General features: G+C 48.8%; 22 protein-coding genes and 1 pseudogene. 5 read left to right on the forward strand and 18 right to left on the reverse strand.

From position 1 onward, the window contains the following. Position 1: 1 nt before the first annotated feature. The 11 genes from QZX60_RS01825 to nadA form a co-directional block, all read right to left on the reverse strand. Positions 2 to 202 (reverse strand): hypothetical protein, encoded by a 201-nt coding sequence (locus QZX60_RS01825; RefSeq protein WP_295360706.1) that lies wholly within the window; start codon positions 200 to 202, stop codon positions 2 to 4. A gap of 44 nt (positions 203 to 246) precedes the next feature. Then, on the reverse strand, positions 247 to 972 hold the full coding sequence (locus tag QZX60_RS01830; RefSeq protein WP_295360709.1) for a YebC/PmpR family DNA-binding transcriptional regulator: 726 nt from the start codon (positions 970 to 972) through the stop codon (positions 247 to 249). 127 nt (positions 973 to 1,099) lie between these two features. Continuing rightward, positions 1,100 to 1,318 carry a YdbC family protein gene (locus QZX60_RS01835; RefSeq protein ID WP_295360711.1) on the reverse strand — a complete coding sequence of 73 codons (219 nt, stop codon included), beginning with the start codon at positions 1,316 to 1,318 and terminating at the stop codon, positions 1,100 to 1,102. Positions 1,319 to 1,349: 31 nt separating this feature from the next. Beyond that, a complete protein-coding gene (locus QZX60_RS01840) occupies positions 1,350 to 1,595 on the reverse strand; it encodes a glutaredoxin domain-containing protein (RefSeq protein WP_295360712.1) in 246 nt (81 codons plus the stop codon). Between the two features lie 96 nt (positions 1,596 to 1,691). Beyond that, positions 1,692 to 2,756, reverse strand: a complete 1,065-nt coding sequence (locus QZX60_RS01845) for a type IV pilus twitching motility protein PilT (RefSeq protein ID WP_295360713.1) — start codon at positions 2,754 to 2,756, stop codon at positions 1,692 to 1,694. 144 nt (positions 2,757 to 2,900) lie between these two features. Continuing rightward, positions 2,901 to 5,135, reverse strand: coding sequence for a sulfatase-like hydrolase/transferase (locus QZX60_RS01850; protein WP_295360714.1), 2,235 nt, complete (start codon positions 5,133 to 5,135; stop codon positions 2,901 to 2,903). Between the two features lie 150 nt (positions 5,136 to 5,285). Continuing rightward, the gene (gene pyk, locus QZX60_RS01855; RefSeq protein WP_295360716.1) at positions 5,286 to 7,052 is read right to left on the reverse strand and encodes a pyruvate kinase; all 1,767 of its coding nucleotides are present in this window, start codon (positions 7,050 to 7,052) and stop codon (positions 5,286 to 5,288) included. Between the two features lie 46 nt (positions 7,053 to 7,098). Then, positions 7,099 to 8,058, reverse strand: a complete 960-nt coding sequence (gene pfkA, locus QZX60_RS01860) for a 6-phosphofructokinase (RefSeq protein ID WP_295360718.1) — start codon at positions 8,056 to 8,058, stop codon at positions 7,099 to 7,101. After that, positions 8,055 to 11,612 carry a DNA polymerase III subunit alpha gene (locus QZX60_RS01865; RefSeq protein WP_295360720.1) on the reverse strand — a complete coding sequence of 1,186 codons (3,558 nt, stop codon included), beginning with the start codon at positions 11,610 to 11,612 and terminating at the stop codon, positions 8,055 to 8,057. The genes pfkA and QZX60_RS01865 overlap by 4 nt, the downstream gene beginning before the upstream one ends. 159 nt (positions 11,613 to 11,771) lie before the next feature. Next, positions 11,772 to 12,656, reverse strand: a complete 885-nt coding sequence (locus tag QZX60_RS01870; protein WP_295360722.1) for a DUF445 domain-containing protein — start codon at positions 12,654 to 12,656, stop codon at positions 11,772 to 11,774. Between the two features lie 51 nt (positions 12,657 to 12,707). After that, entirely contained in the window at positions 12,708 to 13,625 is a 918-nt protein-coding gene (gene nadA / locus QZX60_RS01875) for a quinolinate synthase NadA (protein ID WP_295360724.1), read from the reverse strand. Between the two features lie 183 nt (positions 13,626 to 13,808). Between nadA and QZX60_RS01880 the strand changes: the two genes are divergently transcribed. From QZX60_RS01880 to QZX60_RS01900, 5 genes are all read left to right on the forward strand, one after another. Beyond that, positions 13,809 to 15,155, forward strand: coding sequence for an L-aspartate oxidase (locus tag QZX60_RS01880; protein ID WP_295360726.1), 1,347 nt, complete (start codon positions 13,809 to 13,811; stop codon positions 15,153 to 15,155). Between the two features lie 13 nt (positions 15,156 to 15,168). After that, the gene (nadC, locus tag QZX60_RS01885; protein WP_295360728.1) at positions 15,169 to 16,044 is read left to right on the forward strand and encodes a carboxylating nicotinate-nucleotide diphosphorylase; all 876 of its coding nucleotides are present in this window, start codon (positions 15,169 to 15,171) and stop codon (positions 16,042 to 16,044) included. Continuing rightward, the gene (locus tag QZX60_RS01890; RefSeq protein ID WP_295360729.1) at positions 16,034 to 16,600 is read left to right on the forward strand and encodes a transcription repressor NadR; all 567 of its coding nucleotides are present in this window, start codon (positions 16,034 to 16,036) and stop codon (positions 16,598 to 16,600) included. The genes nadC and QZX60_RS01890 overlap by 11 nt, the downstream gene beginning before the upstream one ends. A 308-nt stretch (positions 16,601 to 16,908) precedes the next feature. Next, complete coding sequence (locus QZX60_RS01895; RefSeq protein ID WP_295360731.1) at positions 16,909 to 17,352, forward strand: RpiB/LacA/LacB family sugar-phosphate isomerase; 444 nt, start codon at positions 16,909 to 16,911, stop codon at positions 17,350 to 17,352. Positions 17,353 to 17,393: 41 nt separating this feature from the next. Continuing rightward, positions 17,394 to 18,941 (forward strand): ribulokinase, encoded by a 1,548-nt coding sequence (locus tag QZX60_RS01900; protein WP_295360733.1) that lies wholly within the window; start codon positions 17,394 to 17,396, stop codon positions 18,939 to 18,941. A 67-nt stretch (positions 18,942 to 19,008) separates the two neighbouring features. On the opposite strand, the gene QZX60_RS01905 is transcribed toward QZX60_RS01900, so the two are convergent. The 7 genes and pseudogenes from QZX60_RS01905 to QZX60_RS01935 form a co-directional block, all read right to left on the reverse strand. Beyond that, the gene (locus QZX60_RS01905) at positions 19,009 to 20,193 is read right to left on the reverse strand and encodes a hypothetical protein (protein ID WP_295360735.1); all 1,185 of its coding nucleotides are present in this window, start codon (positions 20,191 to 20,193) and stop codon (positions 19,009 to 19,011) included. A 163-nt stretch (positions 20,194 to 20,356) separates the two neighbouring features. After that, a complete protein-coding gene (locus QZX60_RS01910; RefSeq protein WP_295360737.1) occupies positions 20,357 to 20,800 on the reverse strand; it encodes a GNAT family N-acetyltransferase in 444 nt (147 codons plus the stop codon). Between the two features lie 244 nt (positions 20,801 to 21,044). Further along, complete coding sequence (locus QZX60_RS01915) at positions 21,045 to 21,581, reverse strand: YgjV family protein (RefSeq protein ID WP_295360738.1); 537 nt, start codon at positions 21,579 to 21,581, stop codon at positions 21,045 to 21,047. A gap of 352 nt (positions 21,582 to 21,933) precedes the next feature. After that, positions 21,934 to 22,284 (reverse strand): annotated as a pseudogene (locus tag QZX60_RS01920) (DUF2812 domain-containing protein); the annotation flags it as partial. A gap of 46 nt (positions 22,285 to 22,330) precedes the next feature. Beyond that, complete coding sequence (locus QZX60_RS01925) at positions 22,331 to 22,645, reverse strand: TIGR04076 family protein (RefSeq protein WP_295360740.1); 315 nt, start codon at positions 22,643 to 22,645, stop codon at positions 22,331 to 22,333. A gap of 31 nt (positions 22,646 to 22,676) precedes the next feature. Then, positions 22,677 to 22,943, reverse strand: coding sequence for a helix-turn-helix domain-containing protein (locus QZX60_RS01930; RefSeq protein ID WP_295360741.1), 267 nt, complete (start codon positions 22,941 to 22,943; stop codon positions 22,677 to 22,679). Beyond that, entirely contained in the window at positions 22,897 to 23,697 is an 801-nt protein-coding gene (locus tag QZX60_RS01935) for an SDR family oxidoreductase (RefSeq protein WP_295360742.1), read from the reverse strand. Before QZX60_RS01935 ends, QZX60_RS01930 begins: the two co-directional genes overlap by 47 nt. Positions 23,698 to 23,799 lie beyond the last annotated feature (102 nt).

Genomic DNA, 23,799 nt, shown 5'->3' on the forward strand with positions numbered 1-23,799 from the left:
CTTATTGATTATTCAGAGAAGATGTCGGCTTAGCCCCAATATTAATTTGATAAACCTGCTGAATGCCATCCTTGGTTAATTGAATTTTACTGGCATTGTTGTAGACATCGCCGATGACAAAAGAGGACATCAAAAAAATTAACGCAAAAGCCACAATAAAATATACGACTAAATCGCGTACTTTATGTTCACCCTGTCCCATAAGAACACCTTGTCCCTTTCTTATTTATTTAGATTACGTAAAAATTACGCCTCGGCCCAATTGTGGAAGACTTCCTGAACGTCGTCGTTATCTTCGAACATGTCGAGCATTTTTTCCATTTTCTGACCATCTTCGTCAGAAAGTTCGGTTTCGGTCGACGGGATCTGAGCGATTTCCCCAGAAGCAACGGTGTACCCAGCCGCCTGAATCTGATCGAGCACGTTGGCAAAATCTGCCGGAGCCGTCTTGATTTCGTAGCCATCCTCAGATGTTTCCATATCCTCTGCGCCGGCGTCCAAAGCCACCATCATCAACTCGTCCTCGTCGATATCGTCTGATTTCTCGATTAGAATTCTGCCTGCCCGCTCAAACAAATAGCTCACGCAGCCGTTAGTTCCCAAATTGCCGCCGTTTTTATCGAAGATATGCCGCACATCGCCAGCTGTTCGGTTTTTGTTGTCGGTCAACGCCTGAACGATGACAGCTGCGCCGCCTGGACCGTATCCTTCGTAGGTGATTTCTTCAAAAACAGCATCGCCCAATTCGCCGGAGCCTTTTTTAATGGCGCGGTCGATATTGTCGTTCGGCATGTTTGCAGCCTTTGCCTTTGCAACGGCTTCACGAAGTTTAGAGTTCATTTCCGGATCGCCGCCGCCTTCACGCGCTGCAACGGCAATCAGTTTCGCCATCTTGGTGAAAATTTTTCCTTTTGCCGCATCCTGTTTTCCTTTTCTATTTTTAATGTTGTTCCATTTTGAATGTCCAGACATTGCTATACCTCCGAATTATATTGATTAAAATTACCATCATTTCATGAACATTTATTATAGCATAGGTGAAACAATGATTCAAATTTGCGCAAACAAAAAGCACAGCGTCCGCTGTGCCGGTTCCGCATTATAGATCCATATCGTTGAGAATTTCTTTCAGTTCCGCCAATTCATCTGTCGTCAAGGTAATCCCCTTGCGCATTCTTTCGTGGTTCGGCGCCCAGTCGCGGATGTCGTATTTCGGTTCTCTCCCATTCCAGCTGACCTTGTTGAGTTCTTTCTGCCAGCCGTTGCTGCCTTCAGACAGCACGCCGCACTCTTCGACGACTTCATATTCAAATGCCATTGCAATTCCTCCTTAATTGTTAAACGGCCTTTTATTCAAGACCTTCTGATTCGTAAAGTGTAAATAAATCATCGCAGCCGCCCACAAATTTATCGTTAAGAAAGACGTATGGGACGGTCGTCTGACCGGTTTTTTCGATTAAAGCCTGTTTCTGATCATCCTGTCCCCATATATTGTGGTCCGTGTAAGGGATCTGCAGCTGATCCAGTAACCCTTTGGCCCGTTTGCAGTACGGACAGGTCGGCCAAGTGTAAAGTTCTGCTTTTTGTACTTTCACCTTATTATTTCCTTTCCATTTTGGATGCGTTCAATTAAATTAGTATGCATTATTTCTCAAATTATAGCGAATGCTTTCGCTGTTTTCAATTCTTTTCTAAGATTTTTTAAGCGTCTCCTTCATTCTTTTGGCATCTCGGGCAAAGTACACGGCGGTTTGATCAGAAATTGCGCCGTCTTTCCACAATCGGAGCAGATCGGATTCCATCGTCTGGCTGCCAAATCGGCTCTCGGTCATCATAAAATTGTAGAGCTGCTCTTTTTCATTCTGTCGGATTAAATTCTGAACCGCAGTCGTCGCCACAAGCACTTCAGACGCACAGACCCGGCCCGTCCGATTTTTATTCGGCAGAAGCTGCTGCCACAGCACAGCTTTTAAATTCATCGAAAGCACCTGGCGGATCTGCGCTGCCTGATTTTGATCCGGAAAAAGTGAAAGCATGCGGTCGATCGCGCCGTCGGCTGTCGGCGTGTGCAGCGTCGAAAAAATGAGATGTCCCGTCTCCGCCGCTTCCAGCGCAATTTTTACAGTCTCGGCGTCGCGCATTTCACCAATTAAAAGCACATCCGGGTCCTCCCGAAGGGCCGCGCGCAGCCCCTGCCGATAGTCGATCACGTCGCTGCCGATTTCCCGCTGATGAATCATCGCTCTGCCCTTAGGGTAAAGATATTCAATGGGGTCCTCCAGCGTCATGATGTGAACAGGCTTGGATTGGTTGATTTGGTTAAGAATCGACGCGAGTGTCGTCGATTTTCCGGAACCGGTCGGTCCGCAGATGAGGACAAGCCCCTTTGGAATCTGCCAGAATCGCTGTACAATCGACGGCAGTCCCAAGGTTTCGAGTTCAGGGATCGCCTCCGGCAAAAGTCGAATGGCGGCGGCTAAGGACCCGCGCTGCGAGTAGACATTAATCCGACAGCGGATTTTTCCGACATCCCGCGCAAAATCCACCGACCCATGCTGTTTTAATTTCTTAATCAGCGCGCCGTTTTCACCGATCAATTCCCTCGCCAATTCCCTGCAGTCCTGCCGGCTTAACACCGCCTGATCCAAATTGCGCAGAGTGCCGTCTATTCGGCATTTCGGGTGTTCATCGATCGAAAAGTGCACATCGCTGGCGCGGTGACGGTACGCTTTCTCTATCCATTTGTATGCTTGCATGATTTTCTCCACATCATGTTGCCAAGGTTAGGTAATCGTTTGTATTTTATAACAGGTGCCGTCAAAAATCAATCCGTGAACCATAAAAAGACCCCTGACTGTCCATCTGTTCCAATGACAATCAGGGGTTAAATGCGTGACAACCTAATTCACAACATTCATGAGCGTATTATTGCCGTACTTCTTACGGTAATTGTCCAAATACGGTCTGAGTTCATCGTCGGTTTTGCCGTCCGGCGCGTTCTTGAGCAAGTACAGCGAGCGATTGCGGTTATGCTTATCAAACATATTGTTGTACAGCACCTTTTGATAGTTCTGAACCTGCGTGTTGTATTTTTCCGCATCGTCCAGTGTCAGATAATCACCATCTGACGTAATGGCGCCCTTATAATTGAGCACTGGCATCTTGTCGTACATCGATTGTTCGTATTTGTCGTAAGCCGTTGTTTTGAGTCCCAACGTCTGGAGCAGCGTCGTCTGCAGGTAATTGACCGACAAATTTTTGCCGCTCTGTGAATTGATGTCGTAGTTGGTCCAGATGATATAGGGAGTGATGTACCGCTGCTGGAGCTCTTCGTTGGTCCAGCTGCTGAGACTTTTGCCCTTGACGTCTTCATAAAAAGAGTTATCTAATCTCGGTTGATGATCCCCAAAGAAGACGACCGCGACCGGTTCATCCTGCGATTTAAAATAGTCGATCATTTCCTTCAGTGCCGTGTCGCTTTCCTTAATCAACGTCAGGTATTCATCGGCATCGGTGTGTTCTACACTGCTTTTCTGATTAGGCATGCTGGTGATTTTCACCTGTTCCATGCCGCTCGTGCCCACATTGTATCCGCCGTGATTGGCAATGGTCACGTCAAAGATAAACTGCGGCTTGCTGCCTCTATTCTTGTACAAATCGATAATTTTCTGGTAGGTTGCCCGGTCACTGACGTAGCTGTTTCGCGTCAATGCCGCATTGCTGAAAGAATCTTCGTAAAAATAGGTGTGGTCAAAGCCGAGATACGGGTAAACTTTATTGCGTTTCCACGCCGAAGATTTCCCCGGATGCATGGCGTAGGTTTCATAGCCCTGCGCCTTCAGATTCTTTGCCAGGCTTGGGGTTTGGTAATTGACGTACATCTGATAAGGCCGGGTATTTTCCGGCACAAAGGCCGTGGAATTACCTGTCAAAAATGAGTATTCCGTGTTGCAGGTTCCCGCACCGTAGACGTCCACGTACAGATTGCCCCGCACAGTGTTTTTCGACAAGCTCCTAAAAAAGGGCATGTAGTCTTCGTTCGTCTGAAAATTTCCCAGCACTGAAAGATCGGAAAAGCTTTCATTCATCACCGCGATAATCGTCGGCTTTTTCCCGCTGGCTACGGCTTCTGTCGCCTTCTTTCCCGCATCGGTATTCTTCTTCACTTCCGAGCTTGCCTTTTTGCTGCCGCTTTTCACAATATTTTTCGCTACTGTTGCCGAATACCCCGACGGTTTTTTCACGTGCAGCAATTTGGCATTGGTCGTAAAAGCTGTAATGTATTGATTACTGGAAGGCGACCACGAATCGTAGACATCTTCAAGGGGCAGGACTGCGATCAGTACGGCGATCGCCGCGGTGACCCCTAGGGCGCCCAGCCGCAGTCTCCTGCTTTTCTTTTTGTCGTCCGCAAAATATTTTGTTTTGACATTCGCGCTGACCGCGTAGGCCGCAATCGCCATGTAAATGCCGGCAATAATGGTGCCGGATATGCCAATCGCATAATTTTTTGCCACTTCCAGTCCGGTGTTGGCCGTCATCAAGTCGCCGAGATAAAACGGGTCACCTCTAAATTTCAACAGAAAATAATTTACACAGGACAAAATGAAGAGCGCGATCATGACGATGCGGATGCTTAACCGCAGGCGATTGGTGATCGCAAAAAATAACAGAATAAGCGCGCCGACGATTAAAACTGCCAGCCCAAACTGGAAAATCCCCAGCGGATCAAATCGGCTGCTCGTCCAAACCGGCATGCCGCATGTGGTCTGATGCATGGCGATGATCAAGAAGAAAATCAACACGCCTAAAATAATGCGCCAATTCCGCTTCGCCTCGCCCTCAAATTTAAAAGTAACGGCGATAAAAAGCGCCGTGATCAAAATCGCCACAGCCGTCGTCCCCCAATACTGCGAGGGAATCTGCGTTTGTTCAAACTGACCGAAAACCGCCATTAAAATAAAGCCCGCCGCCAAATACACGACAGCATAAATCAGCCGAAGGATGCTGGTTTCCACCGGCAGCTCCAGCGTCATCCTTCGGTTTTCTTTTAAATCCTTCAGTGTTTTGCGCTTTTTCTTTTCTTTATGCTGTTTCGGATCGTCTTGATCCTGCAGCTGGTCTTGCTCTTCCATGCCAAACCTCCATACTCTAACATTAAAACGCCCATTAAAAAAAGGGCAGAACTAACAAAAATATAGTATAGTCTACCCTTTTTATTTGAGAATGTAAAATGTATTTGACTAAAGTTTTTACACCGTTAAAGATAGTTTAAAGTGTTAACCTTAGAGTTTACGGTTGCGGACAGCGCCCTGATAAATCATCCCGTTCAGCGGATCGACGGTGATCAGCTTACCTTCCGTGATGACTTCTGTCGCCTTCTGTACGCCCTTGATCACTGGAATCTGGTAATCTCTCGCGACGTGATCGGCTTCTGAATTTTCACCGACTTCTGATGTGACCACCGCAGCAGCCTTTTCAATCGCACCGTAAATCCCCGGTGTGATGACGCGCGTCACGACAATATCGCCTTCGTCGAAATCGTCAAGGGTATCCGGCGTGACAAACTTCGCAAAGCCGGTGACCAGCTTGTCGCCAATCCCAATACCAGAAAGTACCGCGTTGCCGACCGTTCTGACGCGGATGGTATTGGTGTTCCCCTGAATGCCAAATGGAAGACCGGCCGCCGCAACGACCAAATCGCCGGTTTTGACCACGTTCATGGTTTCAAGAATGCGGTTGACGTCGTTGACCAAATCGTCAAGTTCGGTCATCTTCGGCACGTACAGGCAGTAGGCGCCCCACTGCATGCAGCATCTGCGGACGGTTCTCATGTTGTCAGACACCGCGAAAATCAGACAATTCGGGCGGTATTTCGACAGCATCCGAGGGGTGTAGCCGCTGGTTGTCGGCGCGATAATCGCTTTGACGCCCAGAGATTCGACGATGTTGACGACGGCCGAGCAGACCCCGTTTGTAATGGTCATTTCACCGTGCGGCACGTGATCGCGATGCTTGTACTGCGGCGAATTTTCGGTTTTCAAGACAATTCTCGCCATGGTTTTGCAGGCTTCGACTGGATAATCGCCGGCCGCCGTTTCCCCTGAAAGCATGACGGCATCGGTCCCGTCGAAAACGGCGTTAGCCACGTCTCCGACTTCCGCACGGGTCGGCCGCGGGTTGCGGATCATGGAGTCGAGCATCTGCGTCGCGGTGATGACCGGTTTGCCGACGATGTTGCAGCGGTGGATGATATTCTTCTGAACGATTGGCACATCTTCTGCCGGAATTTCAACCCCTAAGTCGCCACGCGCGACCATGATCCCATCTGACACAGTGATAATACGGTGAATGTTTTCAACCCCTTCGCGGCTTTCAATCTTAGAAATGATCTTGACGTGTTCGCCCCCAGCGTTGTTGAGAACCTTGCGAATAGCGATGACGTCCTGCGCCTTACGGATAAAAGATGCGGAGACAAAATCAATGCCGTGCTTGACGCCGAAGATCAAATCTTCTTTGTCTTTTTCGGTCAAACCTGGAAGATTGATCGACGCGTCTGGGATATTGATGCTCTTTCTGCTGCCCAGCGTGCCGCCGTTGTCGACCACGCAGTCAATGTCTTCCCCTGTGATTTTTTCAACGGTCAGCTCAATTAAACCGTCGTCAATTAAAATTCTGTCGCCTTCTTTTAAATCTTTAGGCAGGCCCTTGTAGCTCACCGACACCCGGCTGGCGTCCCCTTCGATATCTTCAGTCGTCAGCGTGATGTGATCGCCCTGATTTAAAGTCACTTTGTCGTCTTTCAGAACGCCTGTTCTGATTTCCGGCCCCTTTGTATCGAGCATGATGGCGATCGCAATACCCGAATCTTTTCTCGCCTTTTTCAGACGGGCAATGCGCTTCGCGTGTTCTTCATGAGATCCGTGGGAGAAATTCAGTCTGGCGACATTCATCCCGTGCGTGATCAATTGTTCCAAGACACCTGGACGGTCCGTCGCAGGTCCCAGGGTACAAATCATTTTCGTTTTTTTCAATACTTCTGGATTTGGCATGCTATCTAATAACCTCCTCTTTATCTCTGATTCGATTCATGCCGACTTATATCGACAAAATCTGAATCATTTCGTACATTTCTTCGTCAAAAACCTTTGGCGTATTGAGGGCTTCTTCGAGATCAACCGCTTCGTATTTGCCGTTGCGAATGACGATGACGATCCCGGTATGCCCCTTCGCGATTTCTTCAACCGCCATGTAGCCCATGTTGCTCGCCAGGTTGCGGTCGAAGTGGCTTGGAGAGCCGCCGCGCTGGATGTAGCCCAGGTTGGTGCCCTTGGTTTCGACTTTTGTTAAATCCTGAATCTTTTTGCAGTAATCGCGGTAGCCGCCGCAGCCTTCAGCCAGCATGATGATGCTGTGCATCTTGCCGCGGTCGCGCCCTTCCACCAGGCGGCTGCAGATGGTTTCGAGGGGCACGTCCTTTTCCGGAATGATCATGCCCTTTGCGCCGCAGGCCAGACCTGCGTACATCGCGATGTCGCCGCACCGGCGTCCCATAACCTGAACCACATTGATCCGGTTGTGAGAGAAGGTGGTGTCGCGAATTTTGCTGATCGCTTCAATCGCCGTCGAAACCGCCGTATCAAAACCGATGGTGTAATCGCTGGCGCCGAAGTCATTGTCAATGGTGCCTGGAATCCCAACAATTTTCACGCCGAGTTCCTGGAGCTTCAGCGCGCCGGTCAAGCTGCCATCACCGCCGATGACAACCAGCACGTCAATTTCGTATTCCTTGAGAATTTCCGCCGCACGGTGAAGCCCTGCGTTTGTCGGGAAAAAGTCGGAACGCGACGTCTGCAAAATGGTGCCGCCGCGATCAATAATATTCGCCACAGAGCGGCTGTTCATCGGATAAAAATCCTGTTCCAAAAGACCGGCGTAGCCTCTGTTCACGCCGTACACTTCAAAGCCATGATAAACGGCTGTCCGCACAACGGCACGGATCGCCGCGTTCATTCCCGGCGCATCACCGCCGCTTGTTAAGAGCCCAATTCGTTTCATCTTAAACTCACCTTATCCTCGCCGAGGATCCCTTTCAATTTTTTGATTAAACCCGAATCCGCAGTGACCCACAAGGAGCGGGCTGCGCCGAACCGCTTGTGTTCCTTTTCAAATTGAACCATCACCGGCGTGTCACCTGGCGATGCTTTGAGCAGCGGTTTAATCCGGTTTAATTTTCCCTTTTCACTGTAATCACGAAAAGCCAGCACTAATTTTTCATTGGCTGCTCTTTCCTTATTATAACTTGCCTTTTCCTCATGAATTGTAAAATTTTGATGATTTTTAGGTTGATTCTGTCTGCGTACCTGATCCAGCTTTTCAATTTGGTCGGCAATAATCGACACATTCATTTCTTCGTTATAATTGATTCTCCCGCGGACCAAAACCGGTTCGCTGTCGTGAAGCAGCGCCCTGAATTGATTGAAGATTCTCGGGAAAACCACAATCTCAATATGACCGAACAGATCTTCCAACGAAAGGAAGGCCATCTGCTCGTTGTTTTTCGTCAGCTGAATCTTAAGGCCATCGACCATACCTCCCACGCAGACCTTATCCCCGTCTTTGATGCCGCTTTCCACCAAATCTTCGTAGCTGTCCAACATGCTCGCATTCAAATTGGTTTCACTTGCCAGCACACCGGTGTAATGCTCCAGCGGATGCCCGGACACGTAAAGGCCGAGCACCTCCTTTTCGTGAAGGAGTTTTTCCTCTTTCGTAAAAGGTTCTGTACTGGGGAAGCGGTCCCCTTTGTAAGCGTCCAGCTCACCCATATCCAACAGGGAAACCTGTCCTGAAAGCCGTGTTTTTTTCTCGTCGGCCACCCGGTTGAGCACATTGGGAAACCCCATGACCATTTGCGAGCGCTCGTAGCCCAAGAAATCAAAACCACCGGCTAAAATCAGATTGAGCACCACTTTTTTCGTCACCAGATGGAGATCCACCCGTTCAAAAAAGTCCGTCATCGTCTTAAACGGACCGCCGTTTTCTCTCGCTCTTACGATATCGTCGGCTGGGTGCTGCCCCATGCCCTTGATCGCGCCGAATCCGATTCGAATGTACGTCTTATTCTGCGCATCAAAACCGACGGAAAATTTGTATCGGCTTTCGTTGACGTCAGGCGCCTTGATGAGAATGTGATGTTTTTTACAGTTATCAATGTACTGCGCGATCTTCTTTTCGTTGTCCATCACCGACGACATCAGCGCGGCCATAAATTCCGCTGGATAATAGCATTTCAGCCAGGCCGTTTGATAGGCAACGACCGCATAAGCCGCCGCGTGGGATTTGTTGAAGGCGTATTTCGCAAAATCCTTCATTTCCTCGTAGATCTGTCTGGCGACGTGTTCCGGAATGCCCTTTGCCACTGCGCCGGGCACCGTCACATTGCCGTCCGCGTCTTTTTCCCCGTGGATGAACACTTCACCCTCGGCGTCCATGACATCGCTTTTCTTCTTAGACATGGCACGGCGGACCAAATCGCTTCGTCCCATCGAAAAACCGGCCAAATCCCGGAAGATCTGCATCACCTGTTCCTGATAAACCATACAGCCGTAAGTCACGTCTAGAATTGGCTTCAGCTCCGGCGTCAAATACGTAATGTGCGATGGATCCTTTTTGTTGGCAATATACCTCGGGATCTGGTCCATCGGCCCAGGCCGATACAGCGAAATCCCCGCAACGATGTCTTCAAAATGCTGTGGATTCAATTCCCGCATGAAGGCCATCATGCCGCGGCTTTCAAGCTGAAAGATCCCCAAATCGTCGCCTGAGGCAATCAATTGGTAAACCTTCGGATCTTCCATGTCGATTTGATTGATGTCGATGTCCTGTCCACGGGTCTGCTTGATGTTGTTTAACGCGTCGTGAATGACTGTCAGGGTGCGCAGTCCCAGAAAGTCCATTTTGATGAGTCCCAGGTCTTCCAACAGGTTCATCGTGTACTGCGTGGTGATCGCGTCGCCATTGCGGTACAGCGGCACGTATTCGGTTAACGGCGCATCCGCGATGACGACACCGGCCGCGTGGGTCGACGCGTGGCGCGCCAATCCTTCGATCTGCTCCGACATCTGAAGAAGTTCGCGGACGTTGATATCCTCATCCGCCATTTTTCGAAGGTCTGGATTTTCCTTCAAAGCCTCTTCAATCGTGACATTCTGGCCTGGCCGCATTGGAATTTCCTTCGCGACTTTGTCGACGTCCGAATAAGACATGCCGAGCACCCGCCCAACGTCGCGGACCGCGCCCCGGGCTGCCATCGTCCCAAAGGTGATGATCTGCGCGACGCGGTCCTTTCCGTATTTGCGGATGACGTAGTCGATCACTTCCTGCCGTCTTTCGTAGCAGAAGTCGCAGTCAATATCTGGCATGGTTACCCGCTCCGGATTTAAGAAGCGTTCAAAAATCAAATTGTACTTAAGCGGATCGAGAGTCGTTATGTCGAGCGCATAAGCCACGAGGGAACCAGCCGCCGAGCCACGCCCCGGCCCCACCGGGATACCGTGGGTTTTCGCGTAGTGGATAAAATCCCAAACGACTAAAAAATAATTGTCAAATCCCATCTCGTGGATCGTCGCCAGCTCATAATCCATGCGTTCCCTAATTTCAGGAGTCACCGGGTCGTAGCGCTTGGCCAATCCCGTTTCGCATAAATACTTCAAATACGCGCCGGCGCTGTCGAATCCTTCTGGCAGCTCAAACTGCGGCAGGTGGGCGCTTTCCATATCGAAGGTCACATCACAGCGTTCTGCAATTTTGACCGTGTTGGCCAGCGCTTCAGGATGATCCGGAAACAGCGCGGCCATCTCATCCGGCGATTTGAAATAAAACTGGTCGTTCGGATAACGCATCCGGTTTTCCTCGTCGACTGTCGCTCCCGTTCCAATGCAGAGCAGCACATCGTGAGCCTTGTAGTCCGATTGATTGACGTAATGGCAGTCGTTGGTCGCAGCGAGGGGCACATCGTATGCTTCAGCGAATCGGTAAAGGACATCCCTGACCTTCGCCTCTTCGATGAGGCCGTGGTCCTGGACCTCTAAATAAAAATGATCATCTCCGAATATCGACTGATATTCCCGAACCAAAGCCAGCGCCTTGTCTTCCTGCCCTCCCAAAATCGCCTTTGGGATTTCGCCGGAAATACAGGCGGACAGGCAGATAATGCCTTCGTGATACTGCTTGAGGACTTGGTGATCCACGCGGGGTTTGTAATAAAACCCGTCGATGTAACCCTTGGAAACAATTTTTGACAAATTGCGATAACCCGTGTTGGATTCCGCTAGTAAAATAAGATGACTGGCTTGACTGTCGATCCGTCCTGATTTTTGATGCAGTCCCCGTGGTGCGATGTAAACCTCGCATCCGATAATCGGCTTAATTCCGGCAGACTGACAGGCCTTGTAAAAATCAATAGCACCAAATAATACACCGTGATCGGTGAGTGCAATCGCCTCCATTCCCATTTTTTTTGCAGCTTGAACGTAGTCATTGATCCGGCCGAAGCCGTCAAGCAGACTGTATTCAGTGTGCAGATGTAAATGTACGAATGGAGAATTCATTAACTCAACTCCTAAATTTAGTGCCTCTTCTATACCAAATATATTTTTTTATTATAGCATATTCTGTTGAGCTTTCAAGCATTTGGGCCGCTTGGACAAAATAGTTCCCGGCCAGACCAATAAAAAAAGCACTGCCTGCGCAATGCTTTTTGTGATTTCTCATACCACTAAGTTTAAAAGTCCCAGTACAAAGCCGATAATCGCACCCAAATTGACGATCATATCGAATTCCTTCTTCATCACAGACAAGACCATCTCTTCGAGCTCATCAACGCTCATGGCGTCAATCGCTTCGGCCACAATATCCGAGACGTTAATTTTCTTAAGAATCCGATCGACCCCTTCTTCAGCGATCGCCCGGTATTTGTTTCTGATGACACGCTGAATCTGTTCGTGCTGGATGTCAACGCGCTGTAAAAGGGACTCCGGCGAATGCCCGAACAAATGTTCGACCTTGATCGCCACCTGTTCCAGCACCAAATCGCGCCCGTCGGTTTCAACGTAATCCCTTAAAGCCGACGCAATGGGTGTGACGAAATTGTTCAGCATATTATCCGTCACAAAGGCGCCAATTAAACTGCCAGCCAGCTTCTGCTTGATCATCGCAATGCCCTTGTCCCGAACCAGCTGCTCAAAATCAATCTGCTCAATCGAGTTCACAATCGAGTCGGTCATCGACGCGGTTATTTTTTCCTTCATCTGCGCCGATTTTTCTTCCGAATGTCCCGCATTGGTGACCATTTCCCCAATCGACTGCGTAAACAACGATTCGATTCGGCCGACCATCGCCTCTTCAAACTCCGGTTCTGTCATCCGGCTGACAACAGCCTCTTTGGTGATTAAACGGTTGGCAATGACGTCGCCCGCTTTTCTGGCCAGCCGCTTTCTGCCCTTGGGAATTGCCCCAGGGGTAAAGGGCAGGCGTTTGCCGAAAACGCGCACCTCGTGTTTGGGGAAGAACAGCATTTTGACCGCGATGAAATTGGTAAAGTACCCAATCAGGGCCCCGATCAGCGGGCCCGAAATGGTTCTCAGAATATGCATAATGCCTCCAAAATTAAAGAATAGAGATCATTATAACACAAAAGTCAAGTTTTATTGACCAAATTCAACCATGCGGTCAATGGCTGCGCGGGATTCTTCAATCGTCTGTTCCGGCAGTTCAATCTGTTCGCCACCGTCGCCGTTGACGCTGTGATAAACATCCATCAGCGTGGTCGCTTTCATGTTCATGCACACGCACATTTTAGAAAGCGGGTAGAATCGTTTTTCAGGATGAGCAAACTGAAGATGCTGGACGATGCTGTTTTCGGTCCCGATGACAAATTCTTTGCTGTCGCTGTCTGCCGCGTACTTCATGATGCCCGTCGTGCTGCCGATGTAATCCGCCTGTTCTGACACTTCGGTCAAGCATTCGGGATGGACGAGAATTTCTGCGTCAGGGTGTTCCGCTCTGGCTCTCTTGACGTCTTCCGCTGTCATTCTGCAGTGGGTCGGGCAGCCGCCGTTAAAGAATTTGAAGGTCTTTTCTGGTACCTGCTTGGCCACCCAAGTGCCCAGATGGCAGTCCGGTACAAATAAGATCTTATCCGCATCCATTTTCTTAATGATCTTCACCGCAGAAGAGGAGGTGACGATCATATCCACTTCCCGTTTAAAATCAGCCGTCGTATTGATGTAGGCCACGACGGTATAATCCGGGTATTTTTTCTTTAATTCGATTAAATCCTGACGGTTCATCTGCGCCGCCATCGGGCAGGCTGCCAGCGAATTGGCGAGCACTACGTTCTTTTCCGGTGAGAGCACCTTGCAGGTTTCCGCCATAAAGCGGACCCCGCACATCACGATGTTCTGATGCGGATCCTTCGCCGCCTGAACGGCCAGTCCGTAGGAATCGCCCACGTAATCGGCGACTTCCCAGATATCCTGGCTCTGATAAGCGTGTGCCAAAATGCACACGTCCTTTTCTTTCTTTAACTGAATGATCTTTTCCTGTAGTTCCTGAATATTCAAAATAAGCTCCCCCTTTGACGTCGCTTGAAATTTGATGCCTTATTATACCCACAGTCTCTCGGCATTGTCAATTGTCTTGTTTATTTTTATTTGTCAGCTGTCTTGTCAGCTTTGCGGCGCTGTGCTATAATCATTAGCAATTTCAAAAAATTTCTAGAAAATCAAGGAAATCAACTAACCAAAATGAAAACAACAGATATTCTGATCGTGGGCAGCGGATGCTCGGGGCTTTACACCGCGCTAAACCTGCCCGATGACAAACAGATCACCGTTATTTCCAAATCGGATCTGGAGAGCAACGATTCTTTTCTCGCCCAGGGCGGCATCTGCATGCTGAAGAACGACGACGATTACGACAGCTATTTTGAAGACACCATGAAGGCCGGTCACTACGAAAACGACAAAAAATCCGTCGACATCATGATCCGTTCTTCTCAGGACGTCATCCACGATCTGGTCGACTATGGCGTCGAATTTGCTCGAGACGAAAACGGGCATTTCCTTTTTACACGGGAAGGCGCCCATTCTCACCACCGCATCCTCTTCCACGAGGACATCACCGGCAAGGAAATCACCCGTCATCTGCTGGCTGCCGCAAGGGCCAAGCCTAACATCACCTTTTACGAATACACGACACTGCTCGATATTGTCGAAACTGACAACACCTGCTACGGCGGCATCGTGCAGAAATCGGACGATCATATTGAAGTCATTCAAGCCCAGACGACTATTTTAGCCACCGGTGGCGTCGGCGGACTGTTTAAACATTCTACCAACTACCGCCATTTGACTGGTGACAGCCTGGCTATCGCGCTGCGCCACCATATTGATTTGAAAAATATTGACTACATTCAAATTCATCCGACGACATTCTACGATCCGGATACGACCAAACGATCTTTCCTCATTTCTGAATCAGTCCGTGGTGAAGGCGCCAAGCTGTACGGTAAGGATATGCAGCGCTTTGTCTACGAGCTGCTGCCACGGGACGTTCTTTCTAAGGCGATTTACAAAAAAATGGAGGAAGACCACACCCAACACGTTTGGGAAGACCTCCAGACGATCCCTAAAAAAGAATTAGAAAGTCATTTTCCAAATATACTCAAACACTGCGAAGAAAAAGGCTATGATCCTGAAACAGAATGCATTCCAATCGTACCGGCGCAGCATTATTTCATGGGTGGCATTGCCGTCAATTACGAGAGTAAGACTTCAATGGACAACCTCTACGCCGTCGGCGAAACTGCCTGTAATGGTGTCCACGGCAAAAACCGGCTGGCGAGCAATTCCCTACTCGAATCCCTAGTTTTTGCCAAACGCGCCACTCAAGATATCCTAAAAAACGGCCCAGTTCTTCCAAATAACGAAACACTTGATGTTCTGATTCAGTCTATCCCTCTGGACCGCTACGCCAATGTCAAGGAAATCGAAAAAAATTATCATCAACTTGTCAAAAACGCAATTCAAGCACAGCGCGACGAACGTGGCGACCGTGATGCCCACGAAACCTTCGCATTTAATCATCAATAAGGAGTAACCCACTATGTTTGATCCCACTACTTTAAAACTCAATATCGACCCTTTGCTGTTATCGGCCTTAGAGGAAGACATTCCAGAAGAGGATATCTCCACCAACGCCGTCATGCCTGAAGCCATTCAGGGAAGCGTTCAGCTTATCGCCAAAGAAGACGGCATTATCTGCGGCCTACAGATTTTTGAACGGGTTTTTACTCTGCTCGATCCGAAAACGACCGTCGATTTCAAAGCACAGGACGGCGACTTCGTGAAAAGCGGCAACCTTCTCGGCATCGTATACGGCGACATCCGCGTACTGCTTTCCGGCGAACGAGTCGCCCTCAATTATCTGCAGCGCATGAGCGGCATCGCCACGAATGCACACCGCATGGCTTCCCTTCTCGAGGGCACCTCAATCACGCTGCTGGATACCCGCAAGACGACGCCCAACAACCGCATCTTTGAAAAATACGCCGTCCGTACCGGCGGCGGAAACAATCACCGGACCAATTTATCCGACTGCGTAATGCTCAAGGACAATCACATTGACGCGGCAGGCTCCGTCGCCAAGGCTGTCGCGATGGCTCGAGATTACGCCTCTTTTGTCCGTAAAATTGAAGTTGAAGTTGAAAATCTCGACATGGTTAAAGAAGCGGTCGAAGCCGGCGCCGATATCATCATGCTCGACAATATGGATCACGACACGATGGCTAAGGCCATTGAAATCATCGATCACCGTGCTGAGCTCGAGATTTCTGGAAACGTCACGGCTGAAAAGATCGAAGCCATTAGGGATTTGGATGTGGACTACATTTCCAGCGGCGCCCTCACCCACTCGTCCCCGATCCTCGACATTTCACTCAAGCATTTGAAACCAGCAGATGGAGGCGGCCATGAAAGGTGATGCCCGCCGAAAGGAAATCTTCCGCCTGCTCCAGGGCAGTGACCGGCCTATTTCCGGTTCGGCGCTGGCCAAACGGCTGTCCGTCAGCCGGCAGGTCATCGTCCAGGACATCGCATTGATGCGAAAAGGCGGCACCCCCATTCTCTCGACCACAAAGGGCTATGCAATTCAGAGCAGCGGCGCCTACTCCCGCGTCTACAAAGTCCGCCACTCCGATGAGCAGACCGAAGAAGAGCTGAACACCATCGTCGATCTCGGCGGACGCGTCGAGGATGTTTTCGTTTATCACCGCGTATACGGCATCCTCCGCGCTGATCTCAACATCCGTTCCCGTCACGACGTGCATCTTTATCTCGAACGCATCTCCAACGGCTCTTCAAAGCTCTTGAAGAACACGACTTCCGGCTATCATTATCACACCGTTTCTGCGGACTCAAAAGAAATTTTGGATATGATCTTAGAAGCACTCGACGAAAAAGGATTTTTGGCGAAGCTCCAGGATTATGAGCCTGTCGATTTCTGGGCGAATCCGGATCCTTCGACAAAATCCGATTAAGTGTGGTGTTTATGACGATCGTTGTGACTTTGCAAAGCTGACTGATTTTCAGCCCCAGAAATGCTTTTCTGAATATTGCACTTTTATATTTCCTTTATTATTCACGCTATTTATTGAGCATATGTCCGTATTAGGATTGTAAATTAATGTAAAGGGTTGAATTTATGTGCATATGTTGAAATTCTGTAAAAAATCGTGAATTTAAATTGTCAATATTTCTATCATGGTTTAAAATAGGTTATGTAAAGGAATAAAAACAAAATAATTAGAAAGTATATTGATTTTACAAATTTTAGGAGGAACAAATAATGAAAATTGTTTTTGGCTGTGATCCAAACGCCACGGATTTTAAACTGCAATTAATGGATTATGTGAAAAGTCTGGGGCACGAAGTGGCCGATTTCGGTTCTGACGATCCGATCTATGCTAATGTAGCTATCAAATGCGCTGAAGCTGTCGCTTCTGGCGAATTCGACCGCGGCATCGTCGTGTGCGGCACTGGGATCGGCGTATCCATCGCCTGCAACAAGGTCAAAGGCGCCTACGCTGCCTGCATCCACGATGTCTATCAAGCACAGCGCGCCAAACTGTCGAACAACGCTAACATCATCACCATGGGGGCTCAAGTGGTCGGGATCAAACTTGCTGAAATGATGGTTAAAGAATACTTAACCTGCGGCGAATTCGACACAAACGGCCGTTCGATGGCAAAGGTTCAGCGTATTATCGACTACGAAAACGAATCAAAATAAAGCAGCTATCAAAATAATTAAATAAAGGAGAGTTAGGAGTAATGGCTAAATATTTAATGGGAATTGACGCTGGAACCGGCAGTGTCCGCGTCGCGATTTTCGACTTAAAAGGGCGTAACCGCGCGTACGATATTCAGGAATACCCAACCACCTATCCGCAAAATGGCTGGGCAGAACAGGACGATGAAAAATGGCTGGTCGCTTTGGGGGAAGCGATTCCAAACGCCATCAGCAAAGCACAAGTCGATCCTGAAGATATCGTCGCCATCACCTGCGACGCGACGACCAACACCCTCGTTTATCTCGGCGAAGACGACAGATCTGTGCGTAAACCGATTTTGTGGATGGACGTCCGCGCTGCCGGCGAAGCTGCAGAAATCGACGAAATCCGCGATCAGTATGATGCGACGAAATTCTACAAGCCTAGCTTCCGCGCCGATACGATGATTCCAAAAAATATGTGGGTCAAACGCCACGAACCAGAAAATTGGGCCAAGACTAAAACGATGTTTGAATTTGAAGACTGGCTCAACTGGATCCTCACCGGAAAGAAAACTTTGTCCATGTCCGTCGCTGCTTTCCGCTGGAATTACGACGACAAAAACGGCGGTTTCCCGGTCGATCTGCTCAAAGCGGTCGGACTGGACGATGTCCTCGACAAAGTGCCGAAGACCATCCTCAAAGTCGGCGAACCGGTCGGACAGGTTTCTGAAAAAGCAGCCGCTGCCTTCGGTCTGTCCACCAAGACGGTCGTCATCGAAGGAACCGCAGACTGCAACGCCTGCATGTTCGGTGTCGGCGGGGTCCGCCCGAACGGCATGACCTTAATCGGCGGGACTTCATCCTGCCTCCTCGGCCTCTCTGAAGAAGAATTCCACGTCGACGGCGTCAACGGGACCTACCCGAACTGCATGTACGACGGCACCAGCCTCCTCGAAGGCGGCCAGACGGCATCCGGCGCCATCCTGACTTGGTTCAAGAACAACCTCGTCCCAGGTTCCTGGGTCGAAGAAGCGATGAACCGCGATATGAATATCTACGATCTCATCACGGAAAAAGCAAAGAAAGTGCCAATCGGCTCCGGCGGCGTTGTCATGATGGACTACTTCCAGGGCAACCGTGCCCCCTATTCGGACTCCAAAGCCCGGGGCATGTTCTGGGGATTATCCATCGGAACCGATACGGCAGCCCTCGCCCGCGCTGTGTATGAAGGGGTCGCCTACGGCGCCAACCACTGCATCGTCAGCATGAAGAAAGCTGGCTATCAGGTTAACGAAATCTACGCCTGCGGCGGGATTGCCACTTCCGACTTCTGGCTGCAGATGCATTCTGACATCATCGGTGTGCCGATCTACACCACCATCGAAAACCAGAGCGCCGGCTGCCTCGGCGACGCCATTATCGCCGGTGTCGGTGCCGGATTATTCAAAGATTTCGGCGAAGCTGCCGACACCATGGTTCAGGTCGACAAAACTTATCGTCCGAACATGGAAAAACATGAAGAATACAAATTCTACATGGAACGCTACATGGAAACTTGGCCGGCGATGCGCGAAATCGTCCACAAAACAGTGGATCACAACGCTTAAGTTTTAGGCTTCAGCTATTTTGAAAACAATCAACCCCCTCTTGTGTGATTACGAGAGGGGGTTTACTTTAATGCCTGGTATGTGTATGGTTGCGATGACTGACGTATCGCTGCGGCGTTTTCGGTGTCGTTGTTTTTGCCGACGCCGCCTGACGGGGCACCTTGTTCTGCAGACGGACAGTGTCTTCTTTTGACGTCATGCTTTGATTTTTGGGCAGCCGCGTACGCTTGACCGGTTGATTCACTGGACCTTGACGATTTTGTGTTGTCCGTTTAACGGCCTCATCTAATCGCGCGCGGCGTTTTTCTCGGCGCAGCTGTTCCTCTTCTTTAGCCTTTTGATAACGGATTTCACGATCCCGTTCGTTGATTTCTTTCGCGTTGAGCCACATGGTTTCCTGGCCGGGATAGGCGATGCCTTCATTTTCTCTTCCCAATGCCACCGTATTTTTAGATTTCGCCGTCTTTTCGACAAAATGGTTCGCGATTTCCGTCTGGTGCACGATGAAAATAATCACCAACAAAAAAATATGGGCGTAAAAGAGATTAAACACGACACCGTATTGTTCCTGCAAGTAGTGAGTATTAAACCCAAAGGCGGCCATAATCGACGTGCACATCAACGCGAGCAGCAAAAGCGGCAGATTATCCTTCACGCCGTTCATCGCTTCCTGAAAACTTTCCAGCGAGGCGTCAAAATAAACGAAGCGGCCAATCACGAGGGTGATAAAATACATAATGATGTTGTCGTAATTACTATCCACGTAAAAAAATTTGATGTACGCGAAAATCACCAGCATGTAGATCATCCCGAGAAGCCGCATGGATGCGCGTTCACCTGGACGAATATGGTTCAGCGGAATGATCTTGTTGTCGACAAATGAGTTCAATATCACAGACCCCAAGATAAAAAGCAGCAGGATAATGCCGTTGTACTTGCTCCAAACCGCTTTATCCGTTGTGCCAAAGCCAAAATAGTCAATGGCAAAATAGATCGCGACAAACATCAGAATGAACGTGCTGGAGAAAATCAACTCGTAGAAACGCTCCGTCAAGCTGATGGTTTCGTCGATCAAAAAAGTTTGCTTTGTCGCTTGTGAATATTTATTGGACATGACCCGCGCGGCGACCAAGATAATGCCGATAGCCGCGGCAATGCAGACTGCCGCCATCAACAGCATCATGAAAAGCTTCCCCGGCTGAAGCAGGTAAGCCATATATTGTCCAAATGTCAGGGCTGTACTGTCAACCATAATCCATCATCACCTCATCATTTAAAATTATTTTATATGCGTTGTTTTCAATTTCATATTATCATACATTGCAATTATTAAATGAAACTAAAGTCCCTTCAAATTACCGAGCAAATTAAAAAGCAGAACGCCTTTTTGTATGACGCCGCTGCTCTGATTTCGTTTATTCTGAAATTTTCATCTCTGCGCGATACGTGTAGTTTAATTTGTCAAATGAATGCCCATTAATGGATAAAGCATTTCGCTCAACACCATCTCGCCGCATCCCGCATTTTTCCATTACTCTTTTTGATCCGATGTTTTCAGATGCGCACCACGCCGTCACCGCTCGGATGCCCTCTTGTTCGGTTAAATAAGCGAGCACCGTATGAAGCGCCTCACCCGCATAGCCTCTGCCCCAATACGCTTGTTTGATGCTGAGACCGACCTCAATGCTGTTTTGTTCCGGATCGTAATCGTAAGCACCGACGGTCCCTACCAATGCTTCACCGCATTCAATGGCCCAGCCGTAGAAATGACAATCCTGGTAATTTGCGATAAACCGATCAACTGTGGCCTGTGCCTGTTCCCTCGTCGCGTAAGGATTCCATCCGGAATAGGCGAACATTTTTCATCTGTTCCAAAATCCTTGTAAAGTATCTCTGCATCCCCCGGCATATACCGTCTGAGCCTCAGCCGCGCACTTGTAAGCGCGATCGTTCCCTGCATGCTTAAACCTCTCTGTATTTTTAATTTTTGTTCTATTATATCCAATTTCTCTTGCTTTTCAATAAATGCCGCAATAAAAATGGATCCTATCGAGAGTAAAGCTATGCTCCCTCAATAGGATCCCCATTTAATGTTTCAGCCTGTTATTTTTCCGCGTATTTTTTTCGGTCACGGTGATACAAATAAAGGGTGATCGCCGCAACGCAAGTTCCAAAAGCTTCAGAAGCAACCCCGGCGTAAGTGCCAGCGTGGTAATTAAAAATCATCCAAAACGGCCCAACGCAGCAGACCTTTCCGATACGGATGATCTTTTCATCCCGCGTCCACGTTGTAAAAATAAACACCAGCGTCGCGATGATTGGGAACAGACAGATGGGGCCTTCCCACGTGATTGTGTACACGAACAAAGCCACGGCGACAAGCACCCATTCCCAGCCTTTCCATTTCGCCCATTTCACGCCGTAGAGACTCGCGACGAGCACCATATTATTTGAAAAGGTCACAATCGTTCCGAGACTACCGGCGTAGGAGCCCAGCAGAAATAACTGAACGACAAAGAGAAAATTGCCGATACCCTGAAACAGTAAAATCCCCCAGGTCTTTTTAAAAATAAACGAACTGATTGAAAAGGCCATCGCCGCAAAGCAAATCGCCTGTACACCCCAAAAATTAATGTCCATCTTCTTCTGTCCTCACGAAATTCTTATTTAACACTTTCTTTATGATATCGTTTAAATATTGCTGTCACTTTGCTGAATTTCGTGTGTTTTGTGCAAAATAAAAACATCTGCCAAATTCCGCAGATGCTTCTCATAGTTCTTAATTTATTTTGTATAACTATTTCTTTTATAGGCTCTCGATTTGATTCTATTAAGTACTATTATAGACTAAAACTTAATTAATAAAAAGATCACCCCAGATTAAAATTCAATCAAAAGGTGATCTACTCACTTTATCTTTTTTAGTTTTATCTATTTATCTTTATCATTTCAATCTGCATGTCGCAAATGCTGAAAGAGGTCCGCCGATGTGTCAAATTTTTGATTTTCTCGAGAACAACACCTTCCGAAACTTAACAACAAACTTTCCAATGACAAAGAGATAAATGGCTAATACAATCCCCAGAAGAATCACACCAACTTGCCTTTCTGAAGATATAAAGAGCCATATGAATAGACCAAAGATCAGAAGCAGCGGCACAATTCTGCCTCGGTACACCCGCATAATCATATCGTTTCGGGATTGCTCATCGCAAAAGAGCGCTTCGTCCTTTTCATTCATCGCCTCTTTTGCTTTTCGAAAATAGGAAAAGCCATTCAAATCCTGAAGGTATTCCCAGCCACAATCTCTGAACCTCTGTATCACTCGCTCACGATCTACCCTCTGCTTTTCATCATTACGATTGCGGTAATCCTACTCAATGAAAAAATCATTCAGCTTCTTCGTCCAGAGCCTCCAGCAGGAAGCTCACCGGTCGGAATCCATCGTTGCAGGAGAGCATCGCAGATTTCGGATTTTTCATCCAGCCGTCGTAAAAATTTTCTCCGCCGTGAGCAAGCGCCATGACAAAGGGTGATACCGTATCCCACGCGCTGTCGCAAAAGTCCTCCGGCTGCTGCCAGCCATTGCAGATAAAGGTCTGCCCCAGCTGCATGCTGCAAGCGTCCTCGATCGGATTTTCGTACGCTGCCATTAAATCGTCATAATGCGCAATCCGTTTGACGGTGATCCGTACTTTCTTCATTTGTCTATGCCTCCGATTCAAATCATTTTGATTAAACGCACTGTCTGCGATACGCTGTCAAATTTTGACCTGTCCACACGCTAAAAGCGCGAAGAAAGGAATTCACTTCAGCGTACCCCAAAAGATAAGCGATGTCATGAGCTGGCATGTCTGTATTTTTCACGTAATGCAGCGCAAGGGTTTCCCGCGTACTGTTCAGCTGTTTCTGAAATGTGGTATGCTCCTCAGCCAGCTTTCGCTGAAGCGTCCTTTTAGAAAATCCAATTTGCGCTGTTGGGATTCTGCTGATTGTAAACAAAATTCAGCATGGTTTTCTTCGGGAGCATCGGCGCCATCGACATGAACGGTTTCTGCCAGCCGGGCAGCCCGCTGATCACGTTCAACTCGCCCTTCATCATGCCGTTATACCCATCTTCGGCAACCTTCAGCGGCTCAACTGTATTGGAAAACATCTTGGTCTCCGTCAGACCGCCGGCTCGTGCAAAGCCTGTATTCATCGCTCCCGGCATTAGCGCCGTGACGGTTACGCCGGTGCCCTGAAGCTCTCTCCAAAGCGCGTTAGACCAGCTCGTCACATAAGCTTTTGTCGCGTAGTAAACGGCCTGCAACGGTCCGGGCATGATGGCCGCGGTGGAACTGACGTTTAGGACTCTGCCGCTGCCTCTATCGATCATATCCGGCAGAAAGAGCTTCAATAATCTCGTGGGCGTTTCAATGTTTACTGCAATCATGGACATGTCCTGCGCCATTGTGCGTTCTCTTGCAAAGTCGCCCTGTCCGCCGAAGCCGGCATTGTTGATGATGATCTCCGGCAGCCACCCTTTTTCCCGGCAGATATCGTAGATGTGCTGCGCCGCCTCCGGCAGTGACAAATCCACCGCAATGGTGTGCGCCGTGACGTGGTATTTTTCAATAACTTCCGCCGCCTGCGCATCGAGCTTCTTCTGCGATCTGCCCACGAGGATCAGATCCCCGCCTTTGTCAGCGTGAATATTGACAAAGCAGGTCCCAAGCCCGCCGTATGAACCTGTAATCAGTGCTGTGTTTTTCATCTTCTTTATCCTCAACTTTCTTTTATCCGCCTGACGTTTCTGCGTCGGCTGTGTTGTTTTGTTTTGATGAATAAAGAATATCACGCGGCTCTGCTATTCACA

Origin of the sequence: uncultured Pseudoramibacter sp. (assembly GCF_903789625.1) — a bacterium.
GTDB lineage: Bacteria > Bacillota > Clostridia > Eubacteriales > Eubacteriaceae > Pseudoramibacter > Pseudoramibacter fermentans.

What these genes read in the sequence shown, in the direction of transcription:
- QZX60_RS01825 (WP_295360706.1), bottom strand. Translation starts at nt 202, where the DNA reads ATGGGACAGGGTGAACATAAAGTACGCGATTTAGTCGTATATTTTATT.
- QZX60_RS01830 (WP_295360709.1), bottom strand. Translation starts at nt 972, where the DNA reads ATGTCTGGACATTCAAAATGGAACAACATTAAAAATAGAAAAGGAAAA.
- QZX60_RS01835 (WP_295360711.1), bottom strand. Translation starts at nt 1,318, where the DNA reads ATGGCATTTGAATATGAAGTCGTCGAAGAGTGCGGCGTGCTGTCTGAA.
- QZX60_RS01845 (WP_295360713.1), bottom strand. Translation starts at nt 2,756, where the DNA reads ATGCAAGCATACAAATGGATAGAGAAAGCGTACCGTCACCGCGCCAGC.
- QZX60_RS01850 (WP_295360714.1), bottom strand. Translation starts at nt 5,135, where the DNA reads ATGGAAGAGCAAGACCAGCTGCAGGATCAAGACGATCCGAAACAGCAT.
- pyk (WP_295360716.1), bottom strand. Translation starts at nt 7,052, where the DNA reads ATGCCAAATCCAGAAGTATTGAAAAAAACGAAAATGATTTGTACCCTG.
- pfkA (WP_295360718.1), bottom strand. Translation starts at nt 8,058, where the DNA reads ATGAAACGAATTGGGCTCTTAACAAGCGGCGGTGATGCGCCGGGAATG.
- QZX60_RS01865 (WP_295360720.1), bottom strand. Translation starts at nt 11,612, where the DNA reads ATGAATTCTCCATTCGTACATTTACATCTGCACACTGAATACAGTCTG.
- QZX60_RS01870 (WP_295360722.1), bottom strand. Translation starts at nt 12,656, where the DNA reads ATGCATATTCTGAGAACCATTTCGGGCCCGCTGATCGGGGCCCTGATT.
- QZX60_RS01880 (WP_295360726.1), top strand. Translation starts at nt 13,809, where the DNA reads ATGAAAACAACAGATATTCTGATCGTGGGCAGCGGATGCTCGGGGCTT.
- nadC (WP_295360728.1), top strand. Translation starts at nt 15,169, where the DNA reads ATGTTTGATCCCACTACTTTAAAACTCAATATCGACCCTTTGCTGTTA.
- QZX60_RS01890 (WP_295360729.1), top strand. Translation starts at nt 16,034, where the DNA reads ATGAAAGGTGATGCCCGCCGAAAGGAAATCTTCCGCCTGCTCCAGGGC.
- QZX60_RS01895 (WP_295360731.1), top strand. Translation starts at nt 16,909, where the DNA reads ATGAAAATTGTTTTTGGCTGTGATCCAAACGCCACGGATTTTAAACTG.
- QZX60_RS01900 (WP_295360733.1), top strand. Translation starts at nt 17,394, where the DNA reads ATGGCTAAATATTTAATGGGAATTGACGCTGGAACCGGCAGTGTCCGC.
- QZX60_RS01905 (WP_295360735.1), bottom strand. Translation starts at nt 20,193, where the DNA reads ATGGTTGACAGTACAGCCCTGACATTTGGACAATATATGGCTTACCTG.
- QZX60_RS01910 (WP_295360737.1), bottom strand. Translation starts at nt 20,800, where the DNA reads ATGTTCGCCTATTCCGGATGGAATCCTTACGCGACGAGGGAACAGGCA.
- QZX60_RS01915 (WP_295360738.1), bottom strand. Translation starts at nt 21,581, where the DNA reads ATGGACATTAATTTTTGGGGTGTACAGGCGATTTGCTTTGCGGCGATG.
- QZX60_RS01925 (WP_295360740.1), bottom strand. Translation starts at nt 22,645, where the DNA reads ATGAAGAAAGTACGGATCACCGTCAAACGGATTGCGCATTATGACGAT.
- QZX60_RS01935 (WP_295360742.1), bottom strand. Translation starts at nt 23,697, where the DNA reads ATGAAAAACACAGCACTGATTACAGGTTCATACGGCGGGCTTGGGACC.